The 25835-nt window shown below is 58.7% G+C and carries 17 protein-coding genes and 2 pseudogenes; 15 read left to right on the top strand and 4 right to left on the bottom strand.

Annotated features, from left to right (window positions below; translation table 11 throughout):
- Window positions 1–11: 11 nt before the first annotated feature.
- Entirely contained in the window at window positions 12–4829 is a 4818-nt protein-coding gene (locus tag ACIPIZ_RS10685; RefSeq protein WP_401165246.1) for a dermonecrotic toxin domain-containing protein, read from the top strand.
- Between the two features lie 56 nt (window positions 4830–4885).
- On the opposite strand, the gene ACIPIZ_RS10680 is transcribed toward ACIPIZ_RS10685, so the two are convergent.
- Window positions 4886–5155, bottom strand: a complete 270-nt coding sequence (locus ACIPIZ_RS10680; RefSeq protein ID WP_064391107.1) for a PepSY domain-containing protein — start codon at window positions 5153–5155, stop codon at window positions 4886–4888.
- 152 nt (window positions 5156–5307) lie between these two features.
- On the opposite strand from ACIPIZ_RS10680, the gene ACIPIZ_RS10675 reads away from it, so the two are divergent.
- Complete coding sequence (locus ACIPIZ_RS10675) at window positions 5308–6309, top strand: FecR family protein (protein ID WP_122855144.1); 1002 nt, start codon at window positions 5308–5310, stop codon at window positions 6307–6309.
- Window positions 6310–6536: 227 nt separating this feature from the next.
- Here ACIPIZ_RS10675 and ACIPIZ_RS10670 read toward each other — a convergent pair whose 3' ends face one another.
- On the bottom strand, window positions 6537–8882 hold the full coding sequence (locus ACIPIZ_RS10670; protein ID WP_401165244.1) for an acylase: 2346 nt from the start codon (window positions 8880–8882) through the stop codon (window positions 6537–6539).
- Window positions 8883–9184: 302 nt separating this feature from the next.
- Between ACIPIZ_RS10670 and ACIPIZ_RS10665 the strand changes: the two genes are divergently transcribed.
- Complete coding sequence (locus tag ACIPIZ_RS10665) at window positions 9185–9562, top strand: fe2+ zn2+ uptake regulation protein (protein ID WP_064391104.1); 378 nt, start codon at window positions 9185–9187, stop codon at window positions 9560–9562.
- Window positions 9563–9580: 18 nt separating this feature from the next.
- On the opposite strand, the gene ACIPIZ_RS10660 is transcribed toward ACIPIZ_RS10665, so the two are convergent.
- A complete protein-coding gene (locus ACIPIZ_RS10660; protein WP_064391103.1) occupies window positions 9581–9769 on the bottom strand; it encodes a hypothetical protein in 189 nt (62 codons plus the stop codon).
- Between the two features lie 538 nt (window positions 9770–10307).
- Between ACIPIZ_RS10660 and ACIPIZ_RS10655 the strand changes: the two genes are divergently transcribed.
- The 5 genes from ACIPIZ_RS10655 to ACIPIZ_RS10635 are packed head-to-tail and all read left to right on the top strand — an operon-like array spanning window position 10308 to window position 17385.
- On the top strand, window positions 10308–11528 hold the full coding sequence (locus tag ACIPIZ_RS10655) for an MFS transporter (RefSeq protein WP_401165242.1): 1221 nt from the start codon (window positions 10308–10310) through the stop codon (window positions 11526–11528).
- A gap of 46 nt (window positions 11529–11574) precedes the next feature.
- A complete protein-coding gene (locus ACIPIZ_RS10650; protein ID WP_401165276.1) occupies window positions 11575–12705 on the top strand; it encodes an acyl-protein synthase in 1131 nt (376 codons plus the stop codon).
- A gap of 1 nt (window position 12706) precedes the next feature.
- Window positions 12707–15109: an aldehyde dehydrogenase family protein gene (locus ACIPIZ_RS10645; protein ID WP_401165240.1), complete on the top strand. Its 2403-nt coding sequence runs from the start codon at window positions 12707–12709 to the stop codon at window positions 15107–15109.
- Window positions 15110–15157: 48 nt separating this feature from the next.
- The gene (locus ACIPIZ_RS10640; RefSeq protein WP_401165238.1) at window positions 15158–16459 is read left to right on the top strand and encodes a phenylacetate--CoA ligase family protein; all 1302 of its coding nucleotides are present in this window, start codon (window positions 15158–15160) and stop codon (window positions 16457–16459) included.
- Window positions 16447–17385, top strand: a complete 939-nt coding sequence (locus tag ACIPIZ_RS10635) for a GNAT family N-acetyltransferase (protein WP_401165236.1) — start codon at window positions 16447–16449, stop codon at window positions 17383–17385. The genes ACIPIZ_RS10640 and ACIPIZ_RS10635 overlap by 13 nt, the downstream gene beginning before the upstream one ends.
- A gap of 53 nt (window positions 17386–17438) precedes the next feature.
- Here ACIPIZ_RS10635 and ACIPIZ_RS10630 read toward each other — a convergent pair whose 3' ends face one another.
- Complete coding sequence (locus ACIPIZ_RS10630; RefSeq protein ID WP_064391098.1) at window positions 17439–17966, bottom strand: hypothetical protein; 528 nt, start codon at window positions 17964–17966, stop codon at window positions 17439–17441.
- Window positions 17967–18348: 382 nt separating this feature from the next.
- Here ACIPIZ_RS10630 and ACIPIZ_RS10625 point away from each other — a divergent pair.
- The 7 genes and pseudogenes from ACIPIZ_RS10625 to glgA all read left to right on the top strand — a co-directional run.
- A pseudogene (locus ACIPIZ_RS10625) lies at window positions 18349–19479 on the top strand (cache and HAMP domain-containing protein); the annotation flags it as partial.
- A 333-nt stretch (window positions 19480–19812) separates the two neighbouring features.
- A pseudogene (locus ACIPIZ_RS10620) lies at window positions 19813–20340 on the top strand (methyl-accepting chemotaxis protein); the annotation flags it as partial.
- Between the two features lie 325 nt (window positions 20341–20665).
- Complete coding sequence (locus ACIPIZ_RS10615; RefSeq protein ID WP_401165233.1) at window positions 20666–21112, top strand: DUF411 domain-containing protein; 447 nt, start codon at window positions 20666–20668, stop codon at window positions 21110–21112.
- Entirely contained in the window at window positions 21112–21546 is a 435-nt protein-coding gene (locus ACIPIZ_RS10610) for a YqaA family protein (RefSeq protein ID WP_064391169.1), read from the top strand. The genes ACIPIZ_RS10615 and ACIPIZ_RS10610 overlap by 1 nt, the downstream gene beginning before the upstream one ends.
- Window positions 21547–21633: 87 nt before the next feature.
- The gene (locus tag ACIPIZ_RS10605; RefSeq protein WP_064391095.1) at window positions 21634–22683 is read left to right on the top strand and encodes an alpha/beta fold hydrolase; all 1050 of its coding nucleotides are present in this window, start codon (window positions 21634–21636) and stop codon (window positions 22681–22683) included.
- Window positions 22684–22696: 13 nt separating this feature from the next.
- Window positions 22697–23650 carry a D-2-hydroxyacid dehydrogenase family protein gene (locus tag ACIPIZ_RS10600; protein ID WP_401165231.1) on the top strand — a complete coding sequence of 318 codons (954 nt, stop codon included), beginning with the start codon at window positions 22697–22699 and terminating at the stop codon, window positions 23648–23650.
- A gap of 592 nt (window positions 23651–24242) precedes the next feature.
- A complete protein-coding gene (gene glgA / locus ACIPIZ_RS10595; protein ID WP_064391093.1) occupies window positions 24243–25829 on the top strand; it encodes a glycogen synthase GlgA in 1587 nt (528 codons plus the stop codon).
- Window positions 25830–25835: the final 6 nt, after the last annotated feature.

The following is a 25835-nucleotide window of genomic DNA, read 5'->3' as shown; positions in this document are numbered from 1 at the left end:
GAGACCCGACAATGCCCGCTTCCGTTCCTCCGCTGCTGTTCCCCTTTTTTCTAGACTCTCCTGGCCTATGGGCCGGACTCCGCACTGCACACGACCTGTCCATCCAGGACTTCAACTGGCTGCAGCATGTAAAACTGGCCACCCAGGCCCTGCGCAGTCAGCAAACGCCGCCCATGCTTGTCCATCGCTTGCTGCTCAACACCGCAGAATCACCGGCGCTACCGCTGGCAGGCAGTTTCATCCTCAGCACCACTCCCGAAGACCGCGCCTTCCTGCTTTACACGCCGTTTGAAGGATTGCGGAAGTTCGCCAGCCTCAAGGTCCTGACCGAGCACCTCGAACAGCGCCTCAACGATGCTGACGAAGAGGATCGGTTACTGGCGTTTCTCGCCCTGTCGCAACGTAAATATCTGTTGGAAAAGCGCGGTATAACCGTAACCCCCCAGCTCATCGACGGCGATATATTCGATGATCAACGCGCAGCCCTCGAACACTGCCAAAGTCTCAATGCCCAGGCCTTGCTCGACGAACTGCTGCACCTGCCCGCGCTCGGCACGCTGCTTGAGAACATCCTCGCCGACCTGCTGGCATCAACGATGCCGGGTGTGAATCAGACGCAGACCCGTCTCGATTTTCACGCAGGCGCAGACAGCCCGGAAGCAACCCGCCCGAGACGCTGGCCCGATTCAATGACACTGGCTGATGCCGTGCTCCTGTATTACCGCCATGGCAGATGGCCCGCCGATCAGACCCATGTATTTTCCCATCCGCATCGGCTGGCCGAGGCTGACGATCAAATGCATTGGGAGAGCGCAGTCAAAAACGTCTCCGTCAACCTGCTGGCGCAGCTGTACAAACAGATGGAGGTTTACTGGAGCGGCGCAAGCGCCGATGGCCATACGCGCCATGCCTTCTTCACTCAGGCCCTCCGCCAGCAGGCGCTCACCGATATTATGCTCAAGCGCGAGGCGGGCATCATCGACGCGCAAAAATGCGCAGGCCTGTTGGCATGGATCGAACCCGATAGCGATTCCCCCCGGTTAGCCACGCTGGAAACCGTGCGTTTGTGGGAATACCAGCCCAACTTCGTCGAGCTGGCAGGTTCGCTGATGTTCAGCCACACCGACGCCTGCCTGTACACCCCATCTCAGGGTTTGCAGGTGCTCGCGGATTATCAGGATCTGAAAAATACCCTGCTGAGCAAGTTCAGCGCTGCCGGCCATGAGGAGGAACTTTACGGTTTGCTGAGCCTGGAGGAACGCCAAAAGTTTCTTGGCTTCGACGAACCTCATGTCTCAGGTGAAGTGATCGCTGGCGACATCTTTGCCGTGCTGCTGTCCGGCATCATCACCAAGCAACGCCAGAACATCGAATATGCCTTGCAGGTATTTCGTCACAGTGACGGTGCAGTAGACATCCGCGCGCTGTTCGATAAAGCGCTGGATGTCCGCTCGATGCTCCATGATCGCCTGCTCTCACTCGATACTGACGAGCGCTGGACTACCCGCCCGGCGCTCAGTGGCAGCCTGCTGCCATCGATGGTGACAGCGGATAGGGCGGCGGCCGAATTCAAGACGTTCACCAGTGTGCTGAGCGCCATCAGCGACGAATTTTTTGCACAGCCGCTAACAACGTCAGCGTTGCAAACCCAGTACCTGGGCAACATTAAAGACAAGCTGGCGCATGCGTTGTTTGTCGGCATGACCGGTGAGGCCAGAGTCCGCGTACTCAACGGTACGCTGCAGCATCATGAGCAAGCAATTGTCGACACGGTGTTCAACCCCGGCCAACCTGACCGCGCTCGACGCAAGGGCCTTAACGGCTTCCGTCCCGATGTCTTTTCACTCAGCTTGCAGGCCACCGGCCAGAGCGAGCTTTCGCCACTGGCGAACTGTCTCCTGCTGACCGAGCGCGGTGGCCTCGATAATCAGCATTCTGGGCACGCTATATTGTGGACCCCGGCGCTGGGCCTCGAAGTCTTCGGCTCGATTGATACAGCGCGGCAAGCCTTGAACCAGCGCCTGCTCAGCCCGGAAAAACGTCTGCTATTGCTGGAGAATCTCTCACCACTCAGCCAAGGTTTTCACCAGAATTTCCGTTTCGCTGACTTCCATTTGATCAGCGAAAACGTGCTGCATGACCGCATGCAATCGACGATCGAACACTTTCTCCAGCGAGGTAAATGGCTACGTGACCTGAAACTGCAGAAATCGGTAGAAGATCAAGCACTCAAGACCCTGAGCCTGCAAGTGATCGACAGCAATCTGCATCACGCCAGCGCATTGGCCAAAGCCCTCGGCAGGCAACAGTCGCTGCCGGTATGGCTGGGCATGGCCGCACTTGGCGATCAGCAACTGCACCTCGAAATACTTGAGCAGTGGTGCAACAGCGTCACTGATGACAAAGACTATCTGCACGGGCTGCCGACCCTGCATGACTATGTTCAGCAAACCCTGCAGTCATTGTTGTCCAGCCGTTTCCAGGCACCGGACCTTGATCCCCGGCACATCGCGATCACCCCGGTGCTGGCCTTGGCCGGCCCTGCCATGAGCCTCACCGATTTCGCCCTGAATCATAGCCACACCGCTCAGCAAACCAGCTTCAAGGTGACGTCGGGTACGAACGCCGTGCTGCCGAAGAATATCGACCAGCAAGCAATCCGCAGTCTGCTGCTATCGCTGGATATCGGCTCGACGTTCGCCAACAAGCTTACCAGCGCACTCTCAGCCAAAAATAGCGATGCACAAGCGCGCCAACAGCGCTATGTCCGTCAGTTGCCCTGGCAACTGCTGCAACACGCTCATCAATTGAAACTGCAACAGCGGTTGAGCGCTATGGCCTTCGACCTGATCACTCAGGTACTCGACATGCCGGATGCCACCGCGCGCGCAAGGGTGCCGGGGGCCGATGCGCTGTTGCGTCCACTGGCGCTGATCAAAACCGCCGGAGCAAAAGCCGTCACCGCTCTTGGCATGTACCTGATCGGCCCCGCATCCGGCAAACCCGGGCCACAAGTGTTGTATACGCCGTACCACGGTGAACAAGCGTTCAGCGAATTTGCCGATGAAGCTGCTGTCATCTCCGCCCTCAACATTCCGGGGGCACTACAGAACTTGCTGCTGCGACGGTTGCCCGCCAGCGAACAATCGATATTCGGCGCGCTGTTCAAGGACAGTATCGGGCAAACCAGCGAAATCACCCTGGCGTCAAAAGCTGTCGACGGCAATGCGCTGATGCAACTGTTCAGTGACAACCTTGCCTTGTTGCCACGCTTGCTGAGCAGTCATTCGTTGCCGTCGGCACAAGAGGACTGGGAAGTGGCGAAAAACCTCTTCAGCTCCGGCATCAAACTCGTTCGCGGACTGCTGCCGGGCAAACTCGCCTATGTGCAGTTTCTCTGGCAAGCCTTCAAGGACGCCATGAACTCCGCCGAGGCGCTACAGGATCATCACTGGAAGCGCGCACTGGAAACGTTCATTGCCGGCGCTGCGGAAATGATCTCTCTCGGTCGGCTGTCACTGGAATCGACATTGATTACAAAAGAAGCATCGATTCAGCAGGAGCCCGTCGCAACAACGCCCAGCGCGCCTAAATGGCAGGAGATTCGCCCCACTGCGGCGTCTCGCACTAATCTGCAAACGTTCGAAACACCCACGGTTGCGTTGAAAGACCTGACGCATAAAGTGGCGGATGGCACCTATGAGGATCTGCCGACGAAAACCCTCTATGCGCCGATCGCCGGCAAGGTCTATCCAGTGGAGAAGCCTGGAGCGGTCTGGCAGATCAAGGGAGCCGAACAGGCAGGCCCGGTATTGCAACACACGGCATCCCGACAGCTGATTATCGATACCGACCGGCACACCGTGCATTTCGGCAAAGCCTTGTCCAAAATGTACAACCGCCACGCCAACGAGCGAGAAGCCCGGGTCTGGTTGAACATCCAGGCTCAGGGCATGGCCGAGATTCGCGCAAGGCACCCGGAAAAGGCACGGATGTTGACCCAGGCCGTCGACATGGCCCGGTACTATGCGCTCAACAGCCTGCACAACATGGCACAACTGAAAAACCACGCCCCCGGGACGCGACTGGACACGTTCCTCAAATCGTTCTTCGGCGTGCAACGCATCGATGCCGACATTCTCGCCAAGATCAAAAAGACCATCGTGCCGATCTGCAATGCCCTGGTCGACCCTACCGAAGACCTGATGAACACCGACCGCTTCGTCGTCGGCTCGAACAAATACAGCAACAGCGGGCTGATCGCCTTCGTGCTTGATGACGACTCGCGGAAAATGGTGCATTTCACCGAAAAGTTCTTCAACCAGGAACTCGACTGGTACAAGGTCGGCCTCACCCAGCCGTTCAACGTCGAGGGGCATGCCCAGGCATCCACGCTGATCCATGAATTCGCCCATCAGGCCAACAAGGCAGTGGACATCGCGTCCCTCGAAGCCCGGCGGCCGTTCAGTGACCTGATTGCCACCATTACCGGTTACGGCGCGGCGATGAAAGAAAACCAGACGCGATTCCAGCGCGAAGCCCTGTCACTCGAAACACCGCGCGAGGAGCTGTTTGCACGCTGGAGCAATGAACTGCAGGAGTGGATCAGCTTCGATGAGATTCCAGGTATCGAGCATGTCGCCAAGGAAATTCTCAAAGTCACGCAGAGCCCAACCGTCGAGGATGCGCGAACGGCATTTCTGAGCAGATCCAATCCACACCCGCGCATCGACACAATTTTGCGCAACGCCGATTCGATCGCTTTTCTGATCTGCGAAATGGGTCGGCAACTTGACCCGGTTACCAGCCCGAATGAAGCGCTGAGCTGACAGACAAAAAATGCGCAGGCAAGGGTGCCTGCGCATCGCTTTATTACGCGGTGATATCAGTCTTTCTGATCGCGCAACACATTGCCCGAGGCGCCGTCGATGCGGAACTCGTAGACCACGCCATCGGCTTTACGCCCCTCGCCTTTCCAGTAGCCGTTGTTGTCGGCCTCGATCTCATACACTTCGACGTAACCGGCCTTGGTCTTGATAATCTCGATAGCCTTCTCGATGGTGATCCATCCCGCACCCGGTCGGTCGGCCATGGCCGCGCCGGCACTCAACAAGGCGGCAGTGGCCACGAAAGCTGCGAAGGTTCTTTTGATCATTTTTTCACTCCATTTATGGATGATGTTCCTCAGACGTCCTGTTTTTGGGTGTCGGCGAGGAAAATAAGTTCCAAATTGATGGGTAATTGCCATGACGGTTGTTCTCGACCAACGGTTCGCAAGGTTAGAATGCAGCAAACCAGGATGAGTCAATGACCGAAGACACCCTCTCGGAAGCCGAATACGATGCGATCACCGATGCCGCCGCGCATTGGTGCATGCGTCTGCACGCAGTCGACTGCTCCGCCGAGGAGCGTTTGGCATTCGAGCAGTGGCGCGATGCGCATCCGCTCCATGCCTTCGAATATGAAGCCATGCTGGAAATCTGGGACGTCGCCGAGCATCTGCCGCGTCCGGAACCCGTCGAAACGCTGCCGGCCATAAAACCGGCCCCGGCCTGGCATCCATACGCCGTCGCCGCCTGCGTATTCGCGCTGGGCCTGCCGCTGGCCGCCTACACCGGATGGAACATGGGCTGGCTGCCCAACAGCTATCAGCATTTCGAAGCCAGGGACAATGTCCGCCAGGTCACTTTGAACGATGGCAGTCAGGTCGAACTGAACCTGAATACTGAGCTGACCTACAGCAACTACAAGGACGAGCGCCAGGTCACCCTGAAAAAGGGCGAAGCGTTTTTCAGCGTCAGTCACGACGTCACGCACCCCTTCATCGTCAAGGCTGCCGGAGGTCGAATCCGCGTCACCGGCACTCGCTTCAACGTGTGGATGTACGAAGATCTGGTACGCGTCAATCTGGTCGAAGGCTCGGTGCTGGTCACCAGCAACACGGCATTGCACGGCGATGGCCTGCGTCTCGGCCCGTCGATGCGGGCGCAGTACAGGCATGGCGACTACACGCCGCAAATCAGCCAGACCTACGCCAATGACAACTCAATGGCCTGGCGCAACGGTAAACTGGTCCTCGACAACCTCGCACTGAACGAAGCGCTCCCCCTGATCAACCGCTATCTGAACAACCCGCTGATGCTCGCCGACACCAGCACCGGCGCGATCCGCGTGGGCGGCGTTTACAACATCAAAGAGATCAACGGCCTCGTCAACTCCCTGCCCAAAGTGTTGCCGGTCTACCTGACCCGCAATGCTGAAGGCAATCCGGTAATCAACTCGATTCCCAAGCATCCACCGAAGCCCTGACAGCACCTGTGGCGTGGGGATTTATCCCCGATGGGTTGCGCAGCAGCCCCATGCAAATCTCGGTTCAGCCCTTCAAATCCTTCGCCACCTGGAATGTTCCGGCTGCTGCACAGCCCTAAAACAGAGCACTGCATGCCGACCAGGTCCGGCGCCACAGACAATTGTCAGTAAAAAAAACCGCCGCCCTCAATCAGAGGACGGCGGCTTTCTCATACCCGTGCAGAGGCTTACTGCGCAGCCACCTTCGCCGCTTTATCTGCCGCCTCGCTGATGGTCTGTACCTGATACTGCGGATCGGCTTCGATCTGCTGTTGAGTGAAGGGCAAGACGCTCCATTGTTTCTTCGAAAACGCTTCGGTCTGGTCACGCGAGTATTTCGACGCCGGATCGCTGGACAGCGAGAAGGCCAGCAGCCCCTGAGCGTGCGGCCCTTTGTCATCAAAGGTCACCACTTGCAGATAGCTGGTACCGCTGACCACTTCGAGTTTGCCGTCTTCACGCGGGACACTCTGAATGGCGTTGTAGATGCCGAGAGTACCTGGCCCGCCATGAATCGCGGTTTGCTGACCGCCACTGCTGACCACTTGAATATCGCCCCAGCGGGTATCAGGCTTGATGCCCATTTTGCTGCTCAGTTCGAGCGAGGCCAACATCGCTTCGCGCACGGCTTTGCTGACGTCAGGCTGTTCGATGGCAAGCCCGCGCGGCGTGCTTTGCGCGGCCTTCGGGTCGAACGCGACACGCCAGATCTGCGGTGATTCCTGCAGGGTTTGCATGATGTTCTGGAAATGCACCAGGCCGCTGCCGGAGTCCAGGTTCGCGCGGCCGTCCCAGGCCTGGAGGCTGGCGCAGACCGGCTTCAGTTTGCTCGCGTCCGCACCAAGGTCATTCGCGCAGAATTTCAGCAGGTCCGGTAATACCTGGCTCGCCAGATAGACGTTGTCGTCCATCACCATCTGTTGCAGATCCTGCACCGCCAACGGACCTTTCTTCTCCAGCGAGGCGAGGCGATTCAGGGCGAAGCGCGAGCGCATGCCCAGCGGTTGGCTGTCCTGACTGATCAGCGGCGAGAAACCTGTCAGCGGTTGCACCGGGTTGGCCAGCCACGCGGAGTCGTTGGAATGCTGGACGAAGTCTTTTCGCAGCAATTGCGGCAACTGGCTGGAGGCATAAATGCCCGGCTGCGCGGCTTGCGGATCGATATCCCAGGCACAGCCGCTGTGAGAACCATCCAGCACGATCATCCGCAAGCCGGCACGCGGATCACTGCACTTGGCGAGCTTGTCGGCGCTGACGTTCGGCACTACTGACAGGTTCATGTACAGCGTCTGGCCCTTGTCATCTACCGCCAGTGTATTGACCCACGGAATGCCTTGAATCTTGTGTACCGAATCCTGCAGATCCTTGAGATTCGCGGCCCGGTTCATCGCATACCACTGATTGAGCACCCGGTCATTTTCGAGGTTGGCATCGCGCAGGCTGAACGCGTATTGATGATCCCAGTCAAGCTTGCCCGGCCACTGTACGATCGGCCCGAACTGCGAACTGTAGATATCACGCGACACTGGCACGACCTGGCCATCCGCCTGTTTGACCTGCACGGTCACCGTCTGCTTGTTCAGCGGCAGTGATTTGCCGTCCAGCAGATAGCGCGTCGAATCCTTCGGATCGAGTTGCAGGCGATACAGGGTGAAGTGCTTGGAAGAGTCGACCGTGTGGGTCCAGGCCAGATGTTGATTGAAACCAATGTTGATCATTGGCAACCCCGGCAACGCAGCACCCATGACGTCGAGTTTGCCAGGAATGGTCAGGTGCATCTGATAGAAACGCATACCACCGACCCAAGGGAAATGCGGGTTGGCCAGCAACATCCCTCGGCCATTGAAAGAGCGCTCGCTGCCCACCGCCACTGCGTTGCTGCCGCGATCCAGGGCAAAGCGTTGTTGACGCGTATCGGCCAGTTGCCAGGTGTGTGATTGCTGCACGACCTGCGCACTGGATTGCGGCGGTGTGGCGCCGGCCAGAGCCTCGGCGAACTGCCCGACACCGCCTTCAACCAGCAGACGACGGGTCAGTTTGACCAGGTCTTCGGTGGCGATATCACGGACCCATTCACCTTGGCATTGTTGCGGCAACCCTTGCTGACGACGCTCGGCGAGATAGTGGTTATAGCCGGCGACATAACCCTGCATCAGGTCGCGCACCTCGGTGGGTTGTGCCTGCCAGAATGCCTGCACTGCTTGGGGCGTGTTCAGCCAGGTGAAGAACACATCGCTGACCCGGTTTTCACGCTCCTCGACAGTGAACTGGTCCGGGCCGAAATAACGCGAGCGTTGGCCGTTCACTGTAACGATCTCATTGGCCAGCAAGCACAGGTTGTCCTGCGCATAGGCGTAGCCAATACCGAAACCCAGGCCGCGCTCGTTCTCGGCGCGAATGTGCGGCACACCAAAAGCGGTGCGACGAATATCGGCGCTGGCCTGCGTGGCGGGACTGAGCGCATGGGCTGACAGACTCAGCCCGAGAAACATGCCAGCAAGGGCCAACCCGGTTAACTGCCTGGAAATAATCACGCTCGCTCCTGATCGATAAGGCAAGGATCGGCCCGGGCATGGCGTTGAAAATACCTGTTTCGCCGGAGCCGATCTGAAATTCATGCACGCGCCTGGGCGCATTGCGGCTGTTCAGGAAACGAATCGGCGAAAAAAAATTTAGGCCGGCCGACAGCAATGTGGTGCCGTGATTACGGGGAAACGACAAATAAGCGACAAATTTTATACATATTGCCCTTCATGATTTGCCGTGCTGAAACGTCTTGTTTAGAGAGAGCACTAAAAAACCCTTTCCTGATCAGGTCCTGAAAAGGAGTCACCGTATGTACAACTCGCAACTACCAACGGAAGGTAGCCAGGCGCCACAAGGAGCTTCCATGGGCCCCAGCGCCAGCGATTTCGGACAAAGGATCGAGCGTCACGGCAATGAGCGAATCCGCCTGCTGCTCAAAAGCTTCGGACTGCGCACCAGCCTGATTCGTCTGAAGGTCATTGACGCGCTGCTGAGCGCTGCGCAAAGCCAGCGTCGCCTTGGCGTACGTGGCGTGCACAGCCAATTGCTCGACCTGGACATTCCGTTGTCGTTTCTCAGCGTGCGCGAAGTATTGAAGCGTTTGTGCGCCGAAGGCGTGATCACCATCAACGCCGACAAGAGCTACAGCCTGCACCCGCAGGCTGCTGCGATTCTCGACAACGAGTGATGCAAAGCGCAGTCGCCGTCAGGGTTTGACCTTGCGGCGCATCACGCCATTGATCACTACCACGATTACCGCCACACCAATGGCGATGTACTGGAACGTTTTCTCACTGATCGTCCCGGCGTTTTGCAGCCAGGACAGGCCGAGCATGATCGCCAGTACCATGAGGGCGATCAGAATCGAGTATTTCAAGCGTTGCGACTGAGTCATTGCAGTTTCCTGAAGCGTTGGAATGTATCCGGTTCGTATCCGCTTGCATGCCAGGCACATACCTTGTTTCGGGGATGCGCGACAATTGCCGGAGTCTCATGTTACAGCCGCTGAAGAGTTTTGGCTTCATGGCGGCGTAACCATGAGGATTGTAGAAATGTTCCGTCGAATCGCCTGGCTGATTCCCCTGCTTGCCGTGCTGACCTTGAGTGGTTGCATCATATTTCCCCACGGCGGGTGGCACGCTGACCATCATCGCTATTATGGCGGTGGTCCTGGCTACTACCATCGATAGAACAGGATTGCTCGCCCCGCTGAGTGATGGCTGCTCCCATTGATTCAAAAGCAAAAAATGCTCGCCTTCTGGTGGGCATTTTTTTTTGCTTCAGATTTTATCAAGGAGCCGCCAGCGAGCGCGGAGGAGTGCCGAAACAAGCAGGTACTTTTTGAAATCTTCTGTCGCAGCAAAGTGTTATGCCACCAAACCCAGCACTCCTAGGCTATGCAACAGGTTTTTGACAGAAGAGAAAAGGTTGCAATGCAGAGAACACTCATCGTCCTTGGTCCGGTAAAAATCATTGGATTTTGCCTGGCCATTACTCTCTTCGAACTTTTGACCTACATGGCCAGCGACATGATCATGCCAGCCATGCTCGGCGTGGTTCAGGAGTTCGAAGCAGACGCCCGCCACGTACCGAATGCATTCAATCTTTACCTGATCGGCGGAGTCTGCCTGCAATGGCTGATCGGGCCGTTATCCGATCGTTTTGGGCGACGACGCTTGTTGTTGATCGGCTGCGCTCTGTTTGGTGTAGCCATTACGGCGGCCACCGCAACGCGCTCGATCGAAGCATTCAACGTATTGCGCCTGATCCAGGGCATGGGCCTGGGTTTTGTCGTCGCCGTCAGCTATCCGGCACTGCAGGAGGTTTTTCGCGAGGGCGATGCCGTGCGACTCATGGCGTTGCTCGGCAACGTTGCATTGCTGTCCCCGCTACTCGCACCCTTGTTGGGCAGCCTGTTGCTGGAATGGTTGAGTTGGCGGCAGCTGTTTTTCGGCTTGGGGTTAGCCACCGCATTGGCCTGGCTGTTATTGCTGTCGTGCATGCCGGAAACCATTGGCGCGCAGCGCAATGATGGCGTGCACCTGGCGCCAACGCCGCTGTCATTGAGGCACGTCTTACGACGCTACGCAGCGCTGCTGCACAATCGCACCTTCCTTAGCGCAAGCCTTGCGCTGGGTTTCATGAGCCTGCCACTGATTGCCTGGATCGGCCTTGCCCCCCTGCTGTTGATGCAATGGAAAGGCCTGTCTGCCGTGGAATATGGCCTGTGGCAAATACCGGTGTTTGCCGCCGTCATTGTCGGCAACCTGCTACTGGATCGACTGCTGCCAACCCACGCACTACCGCGCTTGATTCGCCTGGCGCTCTGGCCTTACTGCCTGGGGTTGCTTGCCCTGCTCGGCTCGATGCTGACTGACGAATCCGTGCCGGCGCTGGTCACAGCGCTGGCGGTGTATGCGGTCGGCCTGGGCATGAGCAACGCGGTGCTGTATCGAATCGCCCTGTTTGCCAGCGATGACAGCAAAGGCCTGGTGTCAGCCATGATCGGCATGCTTTCGATCGCTGTCATGGGCGCTAGCGGCTGGTTGATGGCGACACTCGGAGGCGGCGCCAGCCTCGAACTCTTTGGATTGTGGGCCGCCATCGGTGGCCTGTTGTGCCTGCCCCTGTTGCAGCGGGTTCTACGCACCTGACCGGGTGCACTCCCCCCTGCTTCCTTCTGGATGATGGATATTGATGATTAATCACTTCCCCCTGGGCGATGCGCTGTGTGCGTTGCCGCAGCCCTATTGCGCCGATTCCGTGCCGGCCGGTCTGTTCGACCGGGCGATGGCTGAAATCAGTCACTTTCATTGTCAGCAGACACCGGGCTACCAGCACTGGCTGAATGCCAACGGCTTGCAGGCCAGCGATCTGGACAGTCTCGATGACTGGTCGCGTTTGCCGGCGATCTTCGCCAACTTCTTCAAGCAAAAATTGCTGCTCAGCTCAACGGGAGAGAACGCCATGGAGTTGACTTCCTCCGGCACCAGCGGCCAGAAAAGCCGTATGCGCTATGACGAGCGCAGCATTGCCGGTGCGCAATACATGGTCGAGCGGATTTTCCAGCATTACGGCTGGAACACCCCGGACACACCGTGCAACTACCTGCTGTTGAGCTATGAACCGCAGGGGCAAATCAGCCTGGGAACCTCCTACACCGACCAGTTCCTGTGTCGTTTTGCGAAAACCAATCGAGTCGCCTATGCGTTGCGCAACACTGGCGACGGACATCAATTCGATGTGTTCGGAGTGACCGCCGCTTTGCAGTCGTTTGCCGATGAAGGTTTGCCGGTACGGATTTTCGGTTTCCCCGCCTTCCTTTGGCAGACCCTTGAGCATATGCAGGCAACCTCCGTGAAAGACCTGCAATTGCCATCAGGCTCTCTGGCGTTTTTTGGTGGAGGCTGGAAAACCCGGGCCACCGAGGAAGTCCCCAAAGCGCAGCTGTATGCACGCATCCACCAGCAACTGGGCATCGATAGCGCGCATTGCCGTGATGGCTACGGCGCGGTCGAACATGCAGTGCCATATATCGAATGCAGTCACCACCACTTCCATGTACCGGTGTATGCCAAAGCCTATGTACGCGACCCGGTCGACTTCAGCGTCTTGCCCTATGGCCGGCGCGGCCTGCTTGGGTTCGTTTCACCTTACATCTCCTCAAGCCCCGCCCATGCGGTGGTCATGAGTGATCTCGCCACCCTGCATGCCGGTACAAGCTGCGGCTGCGGATTGAGCGCCGACTGGTTCGAACTGCACGGACGTGCCGGCACCAGCGCCAGCAGAAGCTGCGCGATGGCTGCGGCTGAATTGCTCGGAGGGCATTGATATGTATTTGATCAACGGACAACTGCACGCCGATTACGCTCTCGACATGGCTCTGGAACAACTGCATGACGCGTTGCCGCATCATCTGGCCACCCCTCTGCACAGCAGCACGGTAATTGAAGCGGCAGCGCGGTTTGCCGAGCGACTGTGCAGCGGCGACAGCAACGTCGTGCTGGATGAAGAACAGCGCCAGGCATTGATCGGGTTTTGCCAGCCTCAGGCGCTGCAGAGCAAACTTGAACGGGAACTCGGCGACCAGCCCGGCTCCCTGCGGCGCCTCGATTACACGCAAGCGCGCTTCGAGAACTGGAGCCCGCTCGGGCTGGTAGTGCACATCACCCCGGCGAACGCGCCAATGCTGGCGTTCTGTGCAATCATCGAGAGCCTGCTGGCCGGCAACATCAACTGGCTGCGGCCCAGCAGCAGCGATCAAGGCCTGAGTGCACGCTTGCTCAACGCACTGGTGCAATGCGATCCAAGCGGTCAGCTTGGTCATTACCTCGCTGTGTTGCCGGTGACCACCGCGCAAATCGGTCAACTGTGCAAGCGGGCCAACGGCGTTGCCGCATGGGGTGGCGCAGCGGCGTTGCAGGCCATTCGTCAACACCTGCCTTCCGGGTGCCGCTGGATCGACTGGGGACATCGCATCAGTTTCGTCTACATGACGCCCGATTCGGCCTCCGAAACAGCGCTGGATGCCATCGTCGACGAAGTCTGCCGACTCGATCAACAGGCGTGTTCGAGCCCCCAGTGGTTATTGGTCGACAGTGACGAGCCGGACGTGCTCAAGCACATCGGCGCGGCATTGGCTGAAGCATTCGGCCGGCGTGTCGAACGCTGGCCAGTGTTGTTGCCGACGCTGCAGGAGGCTTCGGAAATCACCAGCCGTGTAGCGATGACGCGGCTCGGCCAGAGTTTTTCCGAGCTGACCGCCGAAGTCTGGAGCGCACCTGGCTGGCGCGTGATCTGGACTCACGATCAGGCGCTGAGCCCCTCCCCGCTGTTTCGCACGCTGCTGCTCAAGCCGCTGCCGCGTTCACGCCTGGCACACGACCTGCTGGATTGGCGAAACGTGCTGCAGAGCTGTGCGCTGATATGTCCCCAGGCACAGATCGGCGAACTGTCGCGCGCCTTGATAGCTGCTGGCGTCACGCGCATTGCGCCGATCAATGCCATTCATGACGGTTACGACGGCGAACCCCATGACGGCGTGTATGCCCTGCAACGCCTGAGCCGCCGCGTCTCGGTCAGCTTGCCGGCAACCTTGCTGACGACTCACGCGACGCTCGATCCGCAGCCTGAGGCATCAGGTCTGAGCGGCCTGCCGATCATGGATAAACAAGCCTTCATCGATCGGCCGGCCAACGCGGCAGCGCAGTTGTATTTCCGTTCGGGAGGCAGCAGTGGCACGCCGACATTGTCAGGCTTCAGTCATCGCGACTTCCAGCGACAAATGCGTGCGACCGCCGACGGTTTGTTCGCCGCAGGCCTCGATCCACGCCACGACAGGGTGATGAACCTGTTCTTCAGCGGCGGCCTCTATGGCGGTTTTTTCAGTTTCGCCAAAGTGCTGGAATTGCTGGGCGCCACGCACCTGCCGATGGGCGCACCGGCCGATGATGATTACAGCGAGATTGCCCGACTGATCGTTGAACAACGTGTAACAGTGTTGATCGGCATGCCGAGCACCCTGCACCGCTTGTTCCTCAACGAGCAGCAAACGTTGCGCGACTACGACGGGGTCGAAAAAGTCTTCCTTGGCGGTGAACACCTCAGTGAGCCCTGCCGTGAGCTGCTGCAAAGTTGCGGCGTCAAGAGCGTGCGTTCGGCCGTTTATGGCAGCGTCGATGCCGGTCCGCTTGGCCACGCCTGCGCCGCGACGGGCGATGGCATTTTTCATCTGCTGAGCGATATCCAGTCGCTGGAAATTGTCGCGCTCAATGAAGATGTGCCGGTTGTCGGCGACGAAGTCGGCCGACTGTTATTCAGCTCGAAAGCGCGTGAAGGCCAGCCGATCCAGCGTTATGACGTGGGTGACAGCGGTCGCTGGTTGTCCGGCCCATGTGATTGCGGCCTGACGTCGCCGCGTTTCGAACTATTGCAGCGACATGGCCGGCTGGTGCGTATCGGCACCGATTTCATTTGCCTGAACACCTTGGCCGAGCATCTGCAAACCGAATTTCAATTGCTGATGGCGCACGCGCCTGACGGCGTTGAAAGCCTGCTGTTTCGCAGTTCCCGCGAGCCGGCGGATGTGCTCGAACGCCTGCAAGGCTATTCCATTCTGGCAACCCTGCTGCGCAGCGGACTGCTGAAGCTGGAGGTCGAGGTCTGCCCACCGGCGTTATTCCAGCGCAACAAGCACAGCGGCAAAACCCCTTTATTGATTGATGCGCGCCGTTGAAGTGCAGCCTCCGCACCCGGACTGGCGCCATTACTTAAAGAGAACACCATGACAGCTGCAATAGAACTGAACCAGTTGGTCGGCTTTGCTCGAGCGCATTCGAATTATTATCGCGAACATTTACACAATGTTCCGTCCTGTTTGACGAGCCTCTGTGAATTACCGCTGATTGATCCGCAGACTTACTGGCAATCAAGCCATGACCTTGATCAATGGCCAGTACTGACAGGCAACTTCGCCAAGGCGCTGGTGTTCAAGACCGGTGGCACTACCAGCAACGGCAAACTGTCGGTATTCACCCGCGACGAATGGCAGACACTGGTCAGCGACTTTGGCGTTCAGCTCACCGCACAACTGAATGACGGCGACCGCATTGCCAATCTGTTTTTCGTCGGCGACCTGTATGCCAGTTTCGTGTTCGTCCACGATACGCTCGCGCATACGGGAAGTGCCGTCACCGAATTTCCGTTTACCGGAAGCGTCGATTCTGCAGTGTTGGCCGATTCGATTGCTCAATACCGGATCAACGTTTTAGCCGGCGTACCGGCGCACCTGCTGACGTTTGCCGCCTGGCTGGAGCGCAAATCGCGCACGCTCGAAGGTATCGACACCCTGCTTTATGGCGGCGAAAGCCTGTTCGGCGGGCAATTGCTGTTGTTGCGCCGGGTCTTTCCCAACGCCCGAATCGCCTCGATCGGTTACGCCAGTGTCGACGCTGGGTTTATCGGTTTCAGCAGCCGTGACTGTGCCCTGGACGAACACCGCATGCTCGAGCGCCACAGTGTGGTGGAAATTCTTGATGAACAGACCGGTGAGGTGATCGAGGATTGCGGGCGGAAGGGACGTCTGGTCCTTACCAATTTCACGCGTCGGCTCATGCCGCTGATTCGCTATCCGGTGGGCGACCTCGCCTGTTGGAAAGAACCTCGTGGCACACCGATGCGAAAATTCGCCCTGATGGGGCGCAGCATGGACAGTCAGCGTGTGCGGGTGGGCAGCATGACCCTGCTGACCGCAGAAATCGGCGAAATCGTGCAACGCATCGCTGCCGGAGGCGAATGGCAACTGGTGCTCGATCATTCGAATGATCGCGATGACTTGCACCTGAAATGGCGGCACGCGGCGCTGCACCTCGACACGGCGCAGGTCAACGCAGACCTGCGCACGGCGCTGATCGATCGCTACCCGTTGATCGAACAACTGACTGCCGATGGATTACTCGATCTGCAAGTGGTGAGCTGCGCCGGGGAGGATTTCGCTTGTCACCCACGTTCCGGCAAACACCAGAAAGTCGTCGACCTGCGCATCTATGGCAATGCTTATCCGGAGCCGCACGCATGGACACCGTGACCCTGAGAAACTACCGCAGCACCGATGCTGTGGCCGTTAGCCGCCTGTTCCGTGCAGTCTATGGCGACCACTACGTTCAACCCCACGTTTATCTGCCCTACATGATCAGCCAGAACCACGACGATGGCCGTTGGCATTCGCTGGTGGCCGTGAGCGGCAAGAAAATCCTCGGGCACGCGACACTGTTCAGAAATGCCGGCTCGCCGATCGCCGAACTGGCGCTGAGCGTGGTTCATCCAGCGACACGCGGGCAAAACATTGCCACGCGGCTGGGGCAACAATTGTTGATCCATGCACAAGCGCTGGGCTGCCGTGGCGTGACGATCAAACAAGTGACCCATCACGCCTACTCGCAAAAAATGGCCGACAGGCTCGGGTTTCACAGCACGGGATTGTTACCCGATTACGCGCCTTCGCCATTTGGCGAGGTGCTGCCAGAGTCGATCGTCATGGGTTTCAGAGCCATCGACGACTACGAGCGGCCGCTGCCATCGCTCGATTGGCCAGCCAGCTGCGCCGATTTCATGCAGCAGATGTGCAACGAATTTGGCACCCGCAAAACCCCATCACCCTGGGTCGGGCCAACGATGCATTTCGACCAACGTTCAGGGCGTTATGACATGGTGCTCAAACAGTTGAGCATTGCCGTGCTCCAGCAACTGCGGCAATTGCCGGCTCACTGGGTGGTTTCGATCAGGCTCAGGCTGGCAGAAGGATTTGCCGGCGCATTGCATAGCCTGTCGATGGCAGGGTTCACATTCACCGGAATTGTCCCCGATGATCGCAGCGAAGGTTGGCTGGCGCTGTTTCACCGGGACTACGTGCCGCGCCAGTTGCAATTGCACTGCGCGCGCATGCAACAGTTGCAGGATCAAATACAGCAGCGCTTCGCCGATTGCTGCAATAGCGAACTGCAAGCTGGCTGAATGAAAGACCGGCAGGCCCGCCAAGAGATTGTGCGGGCCTTTTTCCGTGGTTTTTACGCCTTGGCTTTGACGCCACTGTCCACAGGTTTAGGCATGTTGCCCTCACCGTAGGTTTTCAGGTTCTGCAGGACGTAAATCGCTTTCTTGAACTCGGGAATCAGGCTCTTGCCGTAGGCATTGCCATTGAGCCCATTGGTCTGGATGGCATCGAGCTGGGTCGCAAAATACTCAAGCGCGTTGAATTTCGCATCGATATCTTTCGTCACGCCAAAACGATCGAACTTGTCGCCAGCGTTCTTTAGCGTAAAGGAAGTGATCTCGGAGATCAGCCCGCGGCCTCGCAAGAGTTCGCTCAGATTGCCCAATTGTTTAACCGAAACATTGGATGGATCGAAACCCTTGATAGCCTTGCGCAAACCCTGCTTGTCCATTTCGGCAGTATTCAGCGCGGTGGGGTTGTTGCCCACCATGGTGAGCATCTGCTGCACCTTGACGCTCTGGGACACTTGTTTTTTTGCGCCGGTGTCGCGTACCAGAATCCCTGCCTTGGCCTGCCAGCCGCCGACTATACCGATCGTCATGAGAAGACTCCCTGTGAAATGACCATGAAATGTCCGTGTTGAACGCCTCTAATGGCCGCGAGTATCAGCGGGCGAACTGATGGCACCAACTTCTTTCTGCATTTTTTTACAAATCTTGTACATTCCCGATACAAACAGCCCCAATGCCGACAAACGTTGAGCCAGAGCGGCTGCGCCTGTCGATGGACAATCGGCTTTTGACACTGACCAGCAGGCAAGCCCGCTTGAATGTATCGACGCTGATACCGACCAGTCATCGGCCGCCATCTTTTTAGTACGCCAGTGCCTCAAGCTTCTTGCCGGCGCGACGATACGCTGGGATACCCGCACTGTTTAACGCTTTGCCCCCTAACAAGAATCGCAGTTCAAGGACCGGATCCCCATGCCCGCATTCCGTACCATTCAGGCTCGCTACACGCTGTTTCTGGTTCTGTTCATCCTGCTGTTGTCGGTGTTGACCGTGGTCGGCATCAGCCAACTGGTCGCGCCCAAACTGCGTCATACCGAAGAACAAGTCGTCCTCAACCGCATCGCCGAAGTCGCCGAGCAGATTCAGGGCGAGTTGAACAAAGTGCAGGCGCAGCAACGCAGCATCACCCAGACCATCCCGCTGCTCGACAGCGCCGCGATCGACACGGTGCTGCCGGGGTTGGTGGATCAATACGGCGAGTTGAAGGTATTCGGTGGCGGGATCTGGCCTCTGCCGGGGCAGCGTGAAGCCGGGCGCAACAAATTCAGTACGTTCTGGCATCGCGATGCTTCGGGCAAATTGGCGGTTAACACCTTCTGGAACAGCGACGCGGCGCCCAACTATTTCGACCAGAGCTGGTACAAGGGCGGCATGGCGACACCGCGCGGTCAGTGCGCCTGGGCCGCCGCCTACAAGGACGATGCCAGCGCCGAACCACGCACCAACTGCGCCATGGCCATCCAGAAAAACGGTAATGCCTGGGGCGTGTCGACCATTGACGTCACCCTCGGCTTCTTCAACGATCTGGTGGCGCGCAAGGAAAAAGACCTCAACGCCGAAATGCTCATCGTTGAAGCCGACGGCAAGATCATCAGTAACAGCTCGCGCATCAGCGGCCAGATCGTGCTGAAGAACATCAGCGAACTGGCCGGCACGTCGACCTTCGCCAGCCAGGTCAAGGCCGGCCTGCAGAATCGTGATCAGGCGCAACGCGTCGAGTTCGACAACAACGGCGAAGCCAGCACCTTCTTTATGCGCCCGATTGAAGGCACGCCGTGGTTCCTCGCCACCGCCCTGCCAACGAAAATGCTCACTGCCCAACGTGATGACGTCCTCAGCACCCTGAGCCTGTTGCAAATCCCGCTGGTGATCCTGCTGGTGCTGTTGCAGGTCTATGCGATCCGCCAGTTGATCTCGCGCCTGAAAGCGTTGAAAGCCAACATCGATTCGCTGTCCAGCGGCGATGCCGACCTGACGCGACGCATCACCATTCGCGCCGAGGATGAACTGGGCGCCATCGGCCATTCGGTCAACACGTTTATCGCTTACCTGCAGAACATGATCGGCGAAGTCACCCAGGCCACCGGCGCCATGGCGTCGAGCCTCGACAATCTGCAACGTACTTCGGCGCATACCAGCCAGATCCTGCTGCGTCACGCCTCGGAAACCGATCAGACCGTCACCGCCATCACCGAAATGAGTTCGACGGCGGAAAGCGTCGCGCAAAACGCCGCCGAGACCGCAGCGTTCACCCAGCGCGCCAACGAAAACGCCGACCGCTCACGTGTCGTGGTGGGTGAAGCGACGAGCAGTGTGGTTGCGCTGATCGACGAAGTGGCCAGCGCTACACACAAAGTTGAAAACATGCAGCAGGACGCCCAACGCATTACCGAGATTCTCGGCGTAATCGGGGCGATTGCAGGCCAGACCAACCTGCTCGCGCTCAACGCTGCGATTGAAGCGGCCCGTGCCGGTGAGCAGGGCCGAGGCTTCGCCGTGGTTGCCGACGAAGTGCGCGCCCTCGCCGCTCGCACCCAGGCCAGCACTTCGGAAATCAACGAGATGTTGACGCGTCTGACGCAAGGCGTGAGCTCCTCGGTCAGCGCCATGGAAAATACCCAGGCGAGTTGCCAGTCGGCGGCGGATGCCACCGCGCGCGTCAACTCGGGCCTTGATGAAATGGCCGGCTCGGTCAGCCACATCAACAGTCTCAGTACCCAGATCGCTACCGCCGCCGAACAGCAAAGCGCAGTGACCGAAGAGATCAACCGCAGCATGGTGCAGATCCGCCACATGGTCGATGAATTGGTGCAGAGCGGTCAGGCCAGCGAACTCAACACCCGGCAACTGCTGGAAGCCAACAGCCGGGTGAGTGCGATCATGGGACGTTTCAAAGTCCGCTGATTCATGCAGGAATTCCTGCCAACCCTATAACCCCTGTGGGAGCGAGCCTGCTCGCGAAAGCGTCCTTTCAGTCACTACTTCCAGTGCCTGACACACGGCCTTCGCGAGCAGGCTCGCTCCCACAGGGTTCGACGGCGTTCACACCATCGCCAGATGTGGCCACCTGACAACTTTGTCATCTCGCGCTCAGCAACCTGTCAGCCTTGATCTACGATCATCCTGCCAGCCTGCCTTGCAACAACTGGAAACATTGCGTTGATGCCGAGCGGGAAAAACCGTTCAAAATGCGTTCTTTTCTGACCGCCATCCGAGTCGAGACCTCACCATGCGAACCCACCTGCGTATGGTCGCCCTGAGCGCCCTGTTCCTTTCATCCCTGGCCCAGGCAGCCGATCTGATCCCGATCGAAGTCCATCGCGACGCCAATTGCGGCTGCTGCAAAAAATGGATCAGCCACCTCGAAGCCAACGGCTTCAAAGTCGAAGATCACGTCGAAAGCGACATGAGCAGCTTCAAGCAGCAACACGGCGTACCACCGCGTCTGGCGTCCTGTCACACCGCAATCATCAACGGTAAATTCGTCGAAGGCCACGTACCGGCTGAACAAGTGCTGGCCCTGAGCAAGCGCAATGACCTGCTCGGTGTTGCCGCACCGGGCATGCCGATGGGTTCGCCGGGCATGGAAATGGATGGCATGAGCGATGCCTATCAAGTGATCGGCCTGAAAAAGGACGGTGCTGACGTGGTGGTGGCGGACTACCCGGCCCATTGATCGGCGCGGCTTATTTCGGGCTGTTCTTCGCCGCGTTCGGTGCTGCGACATTGTTGCCGCTGCAGTCCGAGGCGTTGCTGGTCGGGCTGATCGTCAGTGATCGTTACTGGCTCTGGGGACTGCTCACGGTCGCGACGCTAGGCAATGTGCTCGGCTCGCTGGTCAATTGGTGGCTGGGCTGTCGGCTCGAGCGATTTCAGGATCGGCGCTGGTTTCCGGTCAGTCCCGCGCACATGGCCAAGGCGCGCAAGCACTATGAGCGCTACGGCCACTGGTCGTTGCTACTGAGCTGGCTGCCGATCATCGGCGACCCGCTGACGCTGATCGCCGGTGTCATGCGCGAACCGCTCGGACGGTTTCTGTTTATCGTAACCCTGGCCAAAAGCGCACGTTACGGCGTGCTGGCCATGCTGACGCTGGGGTGGCTGGGGTGAACGATCGGGCGCGGGCATTGCCTGTGTTTAACGTCGCCATAATCCGGCCGTTCCAGCATCGGCCGCTTTCAAACGGAGTTTGACCTTATGTCTGTCACGTTTTCCCGTTGGCTCCCCTCACTGCTCCTCTGCGCCGCCCTGCCCTTGTCTGCGCAGGCTGCCGCGCCAGCCGAAGCAATGCCCGAAGGCCCGGCTTACGGCCCGGAACTGCAAGGTTTCGAATACCCTTACACGCTTAAACACTTTGCCTTCCAGTCTCAGGGCAAATCCCTGCAGATGGGCTACATGGACGTCGCCGCGCATGGCAAAGCCAATGGCCGCACCGTGGTGCTGATGCACGGCAAGAATTTTTGCGCCGCGACCTGGGACAGTTCGATCAAGGCCCTGAGCGAGGCCGGTTACCGTGTAGTCGCACCGGATCAGATTGGCTTCTGCACATCGAGCAAACCGGACAACTATCAATACAGCTTCCAGCAACTGGCAACCAACACCCAACAATTGCTCAAAGCGCTGGGCATTCAGAAGGCCACCCTGCTCGGCCACTCCACCGGTGGCATGCTCGCCACCCGCTATGCCTTGTTGTTCCCGGAACAGGTCGAGCAACTGGCGCTGGTCAACCCGATCGGCCTGGAAGACTGGAAAGCCCTCGGCGTGCCCTATCGCACCGTGGATCAGTGGTATCAGCGCGAGCTGAAAGTCAGCGCCCAGGGCATTCGTGATTACGAACGCACCACCTATTACGACGGCCGCTGGAAACCGGAATTCGATCGTTGGGTGGACATGCTCGCCGGCCTCAGCAAAGGCCCGGGCAAAACCCAGGTCGCGTGGAACTCGGCGCTGATCTACGACATGATTTTCACCCAGCCGGTGTTTTACGAGTTCAAGGACCTGAAGATGCCGACCTTGCTGCTGATCGGCACTTCCGACACCACGGCAATCGGCAAGGATCTCGCCCCACCGGAAGTAAAAGCCAAAATCGGCCATTACGAGGTGCTCGGCAAACAAGTGGCCAAGCTGATTCCGCAGTCGACGCTGGTGGAATTTCCCGGCATGGGCCACGCGCCGCAAATGGAAGAACCGGCGCAGTTCCACAAAGCTCTGCTCGACTGGCTGAATACATCCAATCCCGTTCGTTGATGAGGTAAGGCTGATGGCGGTGCAGATTGCAGTAATCGATGACTGGCAGGACGTGGCCCGCGATGTGGTCGACTGGTCAGTGCTCGATAGCCTCGGTGAAGTGACGTTTGAACATGATTACCCGGCCGATAACGCCACACTGGCCGAGCGTCTCGGCCGGTATCAGGTGATCTGTGTGATGCGCGAGCGCACGCGTTTCGATGAAGACCTGCTCAAGCGTCTGCCCAATCTCAAGCTGCTGGTCACCGGCGGCATGCGCAATGCGGCGCTGGACATGCCAGCGGCAGCCAGACTCGGAGTCAAGGTCTGTGGCACTGACAGCTACAAACATGCAGCGCCGGAATTGACCTGGGCACTGATCATGGCCGCCACGCGTAACCTGGTGAATGAAGCCAATGCCCTGCGCGCCGGCAAGTGGCAGCAAGGTCTGGGCGGCGACCTGCACGGCAAGACCCTCGGCATTCTCGGTCTCGGCAGTATTGGCCATCGCGTTGCGCAGTTCGGTCAAGTGTTCGGCATGCGGGTGATTGCCTGGAGCGAAAACCTCACTGCAGAACGAGCTGAACAAGTGGGCGTGACGTACGTTAACAAGCAGGCACTGTTCGAGCAGGCCGACGTGCTTTCGGTGCACCTGGTGCTCAGCGAGCGCAGTCGTGGTTTGGTCGATGCGCAGGCGCTGGGCTGGATGAAACCGACGGCTCTGCTGGTCAACACCGCGCGCGGGCCGATTGTCGATGAAGCGGCGCTGATCAAGGCCTTGCAGAAACAGCAGATCGCCGGGGCGGCGCTGGACGTATTCGCGCAGGAACCGCTGCCGGCCATGCACCCGTTTCGCACACTGGACAACGTACTGGCGACGCCGCATGTCGGGTATGTCAGCCGGCAGAACTATGCGCAGTTCTTTTCGCAGATGATCGAGGATATTCAGGCTTGGGCGGCTGGGGAGCCGGTTCGCCTGTTGAACTGACCCTTCTCTGCAAATAGAGGGTGAAGTCACTATTGCTATCGCGAGCAGGCTCACTCCTACAGGGGAACGCATTTCAACTGTAGGAGTGAGCCTGCTCGCGATAGCGTCATAACCGTCACCCCATCAACAAACTGCCCGCACCACAACAGTGCAACCGCCCTCCTCGCTAGCACAACATCGTGACCGCCCAGTCACCGTTTTGGCCCTCCCTCGCAGAAAAACCTGCACTTCGTCGGTGCGTTTGCCCCGCCAAAGTACGGTTTGCACAGACTGCCAACCGATTGTCGAACAATTTACCCATTTGCTCTGGCCCGCTCTAGGATCTGGCCTAGACTGGTTTTTTCGAGGTACGACCTGCCAGTCACATTGCGGAAAAAAACTCGAAACTTTTGCGCAAAGCGGCGGGTCATCTGAAAGGCAGGGCCAAAGCGACTGGTGCAATCCTTGCAATGGCCTCTACACCCATTCTGCTTGCGCGTGTTGGGTAGCGTTTGCTCACCGATGCGTGGCGCGTTTGCGCCCGGCCACAGGATGTGGCCATGGACATCACTTGTTCCAGACAAGAATCAGATCAACAAAACGGGAGTTACATATGATCAGTGCGGCATTGGATATTCAGGGAGAGCGTGCTCAGCAGTCAGTTGGCGAATCGAGCAGCGTCAGTGTTCCCGGCAGCCGACAGATCAACGTCCCCGGCACCAAGACGCTGACTCCGGTAGCGAGCCAGAATCCGAACAAAAAGAAAGTGCTGTTCGTGACTTCGGAAATCGCCGATCTGGTGAAAACCGGTGGCCTGGGTGACGTCTCCGCCGCCCTGCCCCGCGCCATGGCGCATCTGCACGATGTGCGCGTGCTGATCCCCGGTTACCCGCAGGTAATGCACAGCGAGAACCCGATCCACATCATCGGCGAACTCGGTGGCCACGCTGCGCTGCCGCCGTGCAAGATCGGCCGTATGGACATGCCGGACGGTCTGGTGATCTACGTGTTGATCTGCCCCGAACTCTACGAGCGCGAAGGCTCGCCCTACGGCGCCAACAACGGTCGTGACTGGCCGGACAATCACATTCGTTTCGCCCGTTTGGGTCTGGCGGCTGCCGACATCGCCGCCAACCTCGCACAAATTCACTGGTGCCCGGATCTGGTGCACGCCCATGACTGGCCGGCCGGCCTGGCCCCTGCCTATATGCACTGGCGCGGGCAGCGCACGCCGACCCTGTTCACCATTCACAACCTCGCGTATCAAGGCGTGACCAGTCTCGGCTCCTGCCCTGAGTTGGGCATTCCCAACCATGCCCTGCAACAGGAAGGCATGGAGTTCTACGGCAAGATGTCGTTTCTCAAGGCCGGCATGGCCTATTCGAGCCATATCACCACGGTCAGCGCGACTTATGCGCAGGAAATCACCACCCCGGATTTCGGCTGCGGCCTCGACGGTTTTCTCGCCGCCAAGACCCAGCAAGGCTTGCTCAGCGGTATCCCCAACGGCATCGACGAGAGCTGGGACGCCGCCACCGATCCGCACCTGTTCGCGCCGTTTGCCATCGGTGACTGGGAAGGCAAAGCGGTCAACGCTGCGCATGTGCGCGAACTATTCGAATTGAATGACTCCGAAGGCCCGTTGTTCGCCGTGGTGTCGCGACTGGTCTATCAAAAAGGTCTGGACCTGACGATCGCGGTGTCCGAGTACATCGTTGAAAACGGTGGCCAGATCGCGATCATCGGTCGCGGCGAACCGGAAGAAGAACAAGCCATGCGCGAGCTGGCGCTGCGCTTCCCAGGCCAGATCGGCGTGCGCATCGGCTTCAACGAAACTGATGCCCGCCGCATGTTCGCCGGCAGCGACTTCCTGCTGATGCCCTCGCGTTACGAGCCTTGCGGTTTGAGCCAGATGTACGCCCAGCGCTTCGGCTCGCTGCCGGTGGCGCGCAACACCGGCGGGCTGGCCGACACCATTGAAAACGGCGTCACCGGCTTCCTCTTTGACCAATCCACTGCTGAGAGCTATCAAGAAGCCCTGAGCCGTGCGTTCAAGGTCTTCGCCTTTCCAGAGCTGCTCAATGCCATGCGTTGCCGGGCGATGGCGGCACCTTTCAACTGGTGCAAAGCGGTTGAACCGTACGCCGAACTCTACGAGCAACTGGTGGCCAAGGCACTGGGTAAAGCGCACCACAAATAACCAGGG

Source organism: Pseudomonas sp. NPDC087690 (assembly GCF_044743175.1).
Taxonomy (GTDB): Bacteria; Pseudomonadota; Gammaproteobacteria; order Pseudomonadales; family Pseudomonadaceae; genus Aquipseudomonas.
Note: the sequence above shows the minus strand (reverse complement) of the source record. Positions and strands in the feature narration are given on the sequence as shown.

Excerpts from the sequence above, each read along its gene's own strand:
- ACIPIZ_RS10660 (WP_064391103.1), bottom strand. The coding sequence starts at position 9,769 with ATGACTCAGTCGCAACGCTTGAAATACTCGATTCTGATCGCCCTCATG.
- ACIPIZ_RS10630 (WP_064391098.1), bottom strand. The coding sequence starts at position 17,966 with ATGACGATCGGTATAGTCGGCGGCTGGCAGGCCAAGGCAGGGATTCTG.
- ACIPIZ_RS10600 (WP_401165231.1), top strand. The coding sequence starts at position 22,697 with ATGGCGGTGCAGATTGCAGTAATCGATGACTGGCAGGACGTGGCCCGC.
- glgA (WP_064391093.1), top strand. The coding sequence starts at position 24,243 with ATGATCAGTGCGGCATTGGATATTCAGGGAGAGCGTGCTCAGCAGTCA.
- ACIPIZ_RS10615 (WP_401165233.1), top strand. The coding sequence starts at position 20,666 with ATGCGAACCCACCTGCGTATGGTCGCCCTGAGCGCCCTGTTCCTTTCA.
- ACIPIZ_RS10680 (WP_064391107.1), bottom strand. The coding sequence starts at position 5,155 with ATGATCAAAAGAACCTTCGCAGCTTTCGTGGCCACTGCCGCCTTGTTG.
- ACIPIZ_RS10655 (WP_401165242.1), top strand. The coding sequence starts at position 10,308 with ATGCAGAGAACACTCATCGTCCTTGGTCCGGTAAAAATCATTGGATTT.
- ACIPIZ_RS10635 (WP_401165236.1), top strand. The coding sequence starts at position 16,447 with ATGGACACCGTGACCCTGAGAAACTACCGCAGCACCGATGCTGTGGCC.
- ACIPIZ_RS10640 (WP_401165238.1), top strand. The coding sequence starts at position 15,158 with ATGACAGCTGCAATAGAACTGAACCAGTTGGTCGGCTTTGCTCGAGCG.
- ACIPIZ_RS10685 (WP_401165246.1), top strand. The coding sequence starts at position 12 with ATGCCCGCTTCCGTTCCTCCGCTGCTGTTCCCCTTTTTTCTAGACTCT.
- ACIPIZ_RS10675 (WP_122855144.1), top strand. The coding sequence starts at position 5,308 with ATGACCGAAGACACCCTCTCGGAAGCCGAATACGATGCGATCACCGAT.
- ACIPIZ_RS10605 (WP_064391095.1), top strand. The coding sequence starts at position 21,634 with ATGTCTGTCACGTTTTCCCGTTGGCTCCCCTCACTGCTCCTCTGCGCC.
- ACIPIZ_RS10645 (WP_401165240.1), top strand. The coding sequence starts at position 12,707 with ATGTATTTGATCAACGGACAACTGCACGCCGATTACGCTCTCGACATG.
- ACIPIZ_RS10665 (WP_064391104.1), top strand. The coding sequence starts at position 9,185 with ATGTACAACTCGCAACTACCAACGGAAGGTAGCCAGGCGCCACAAGGA.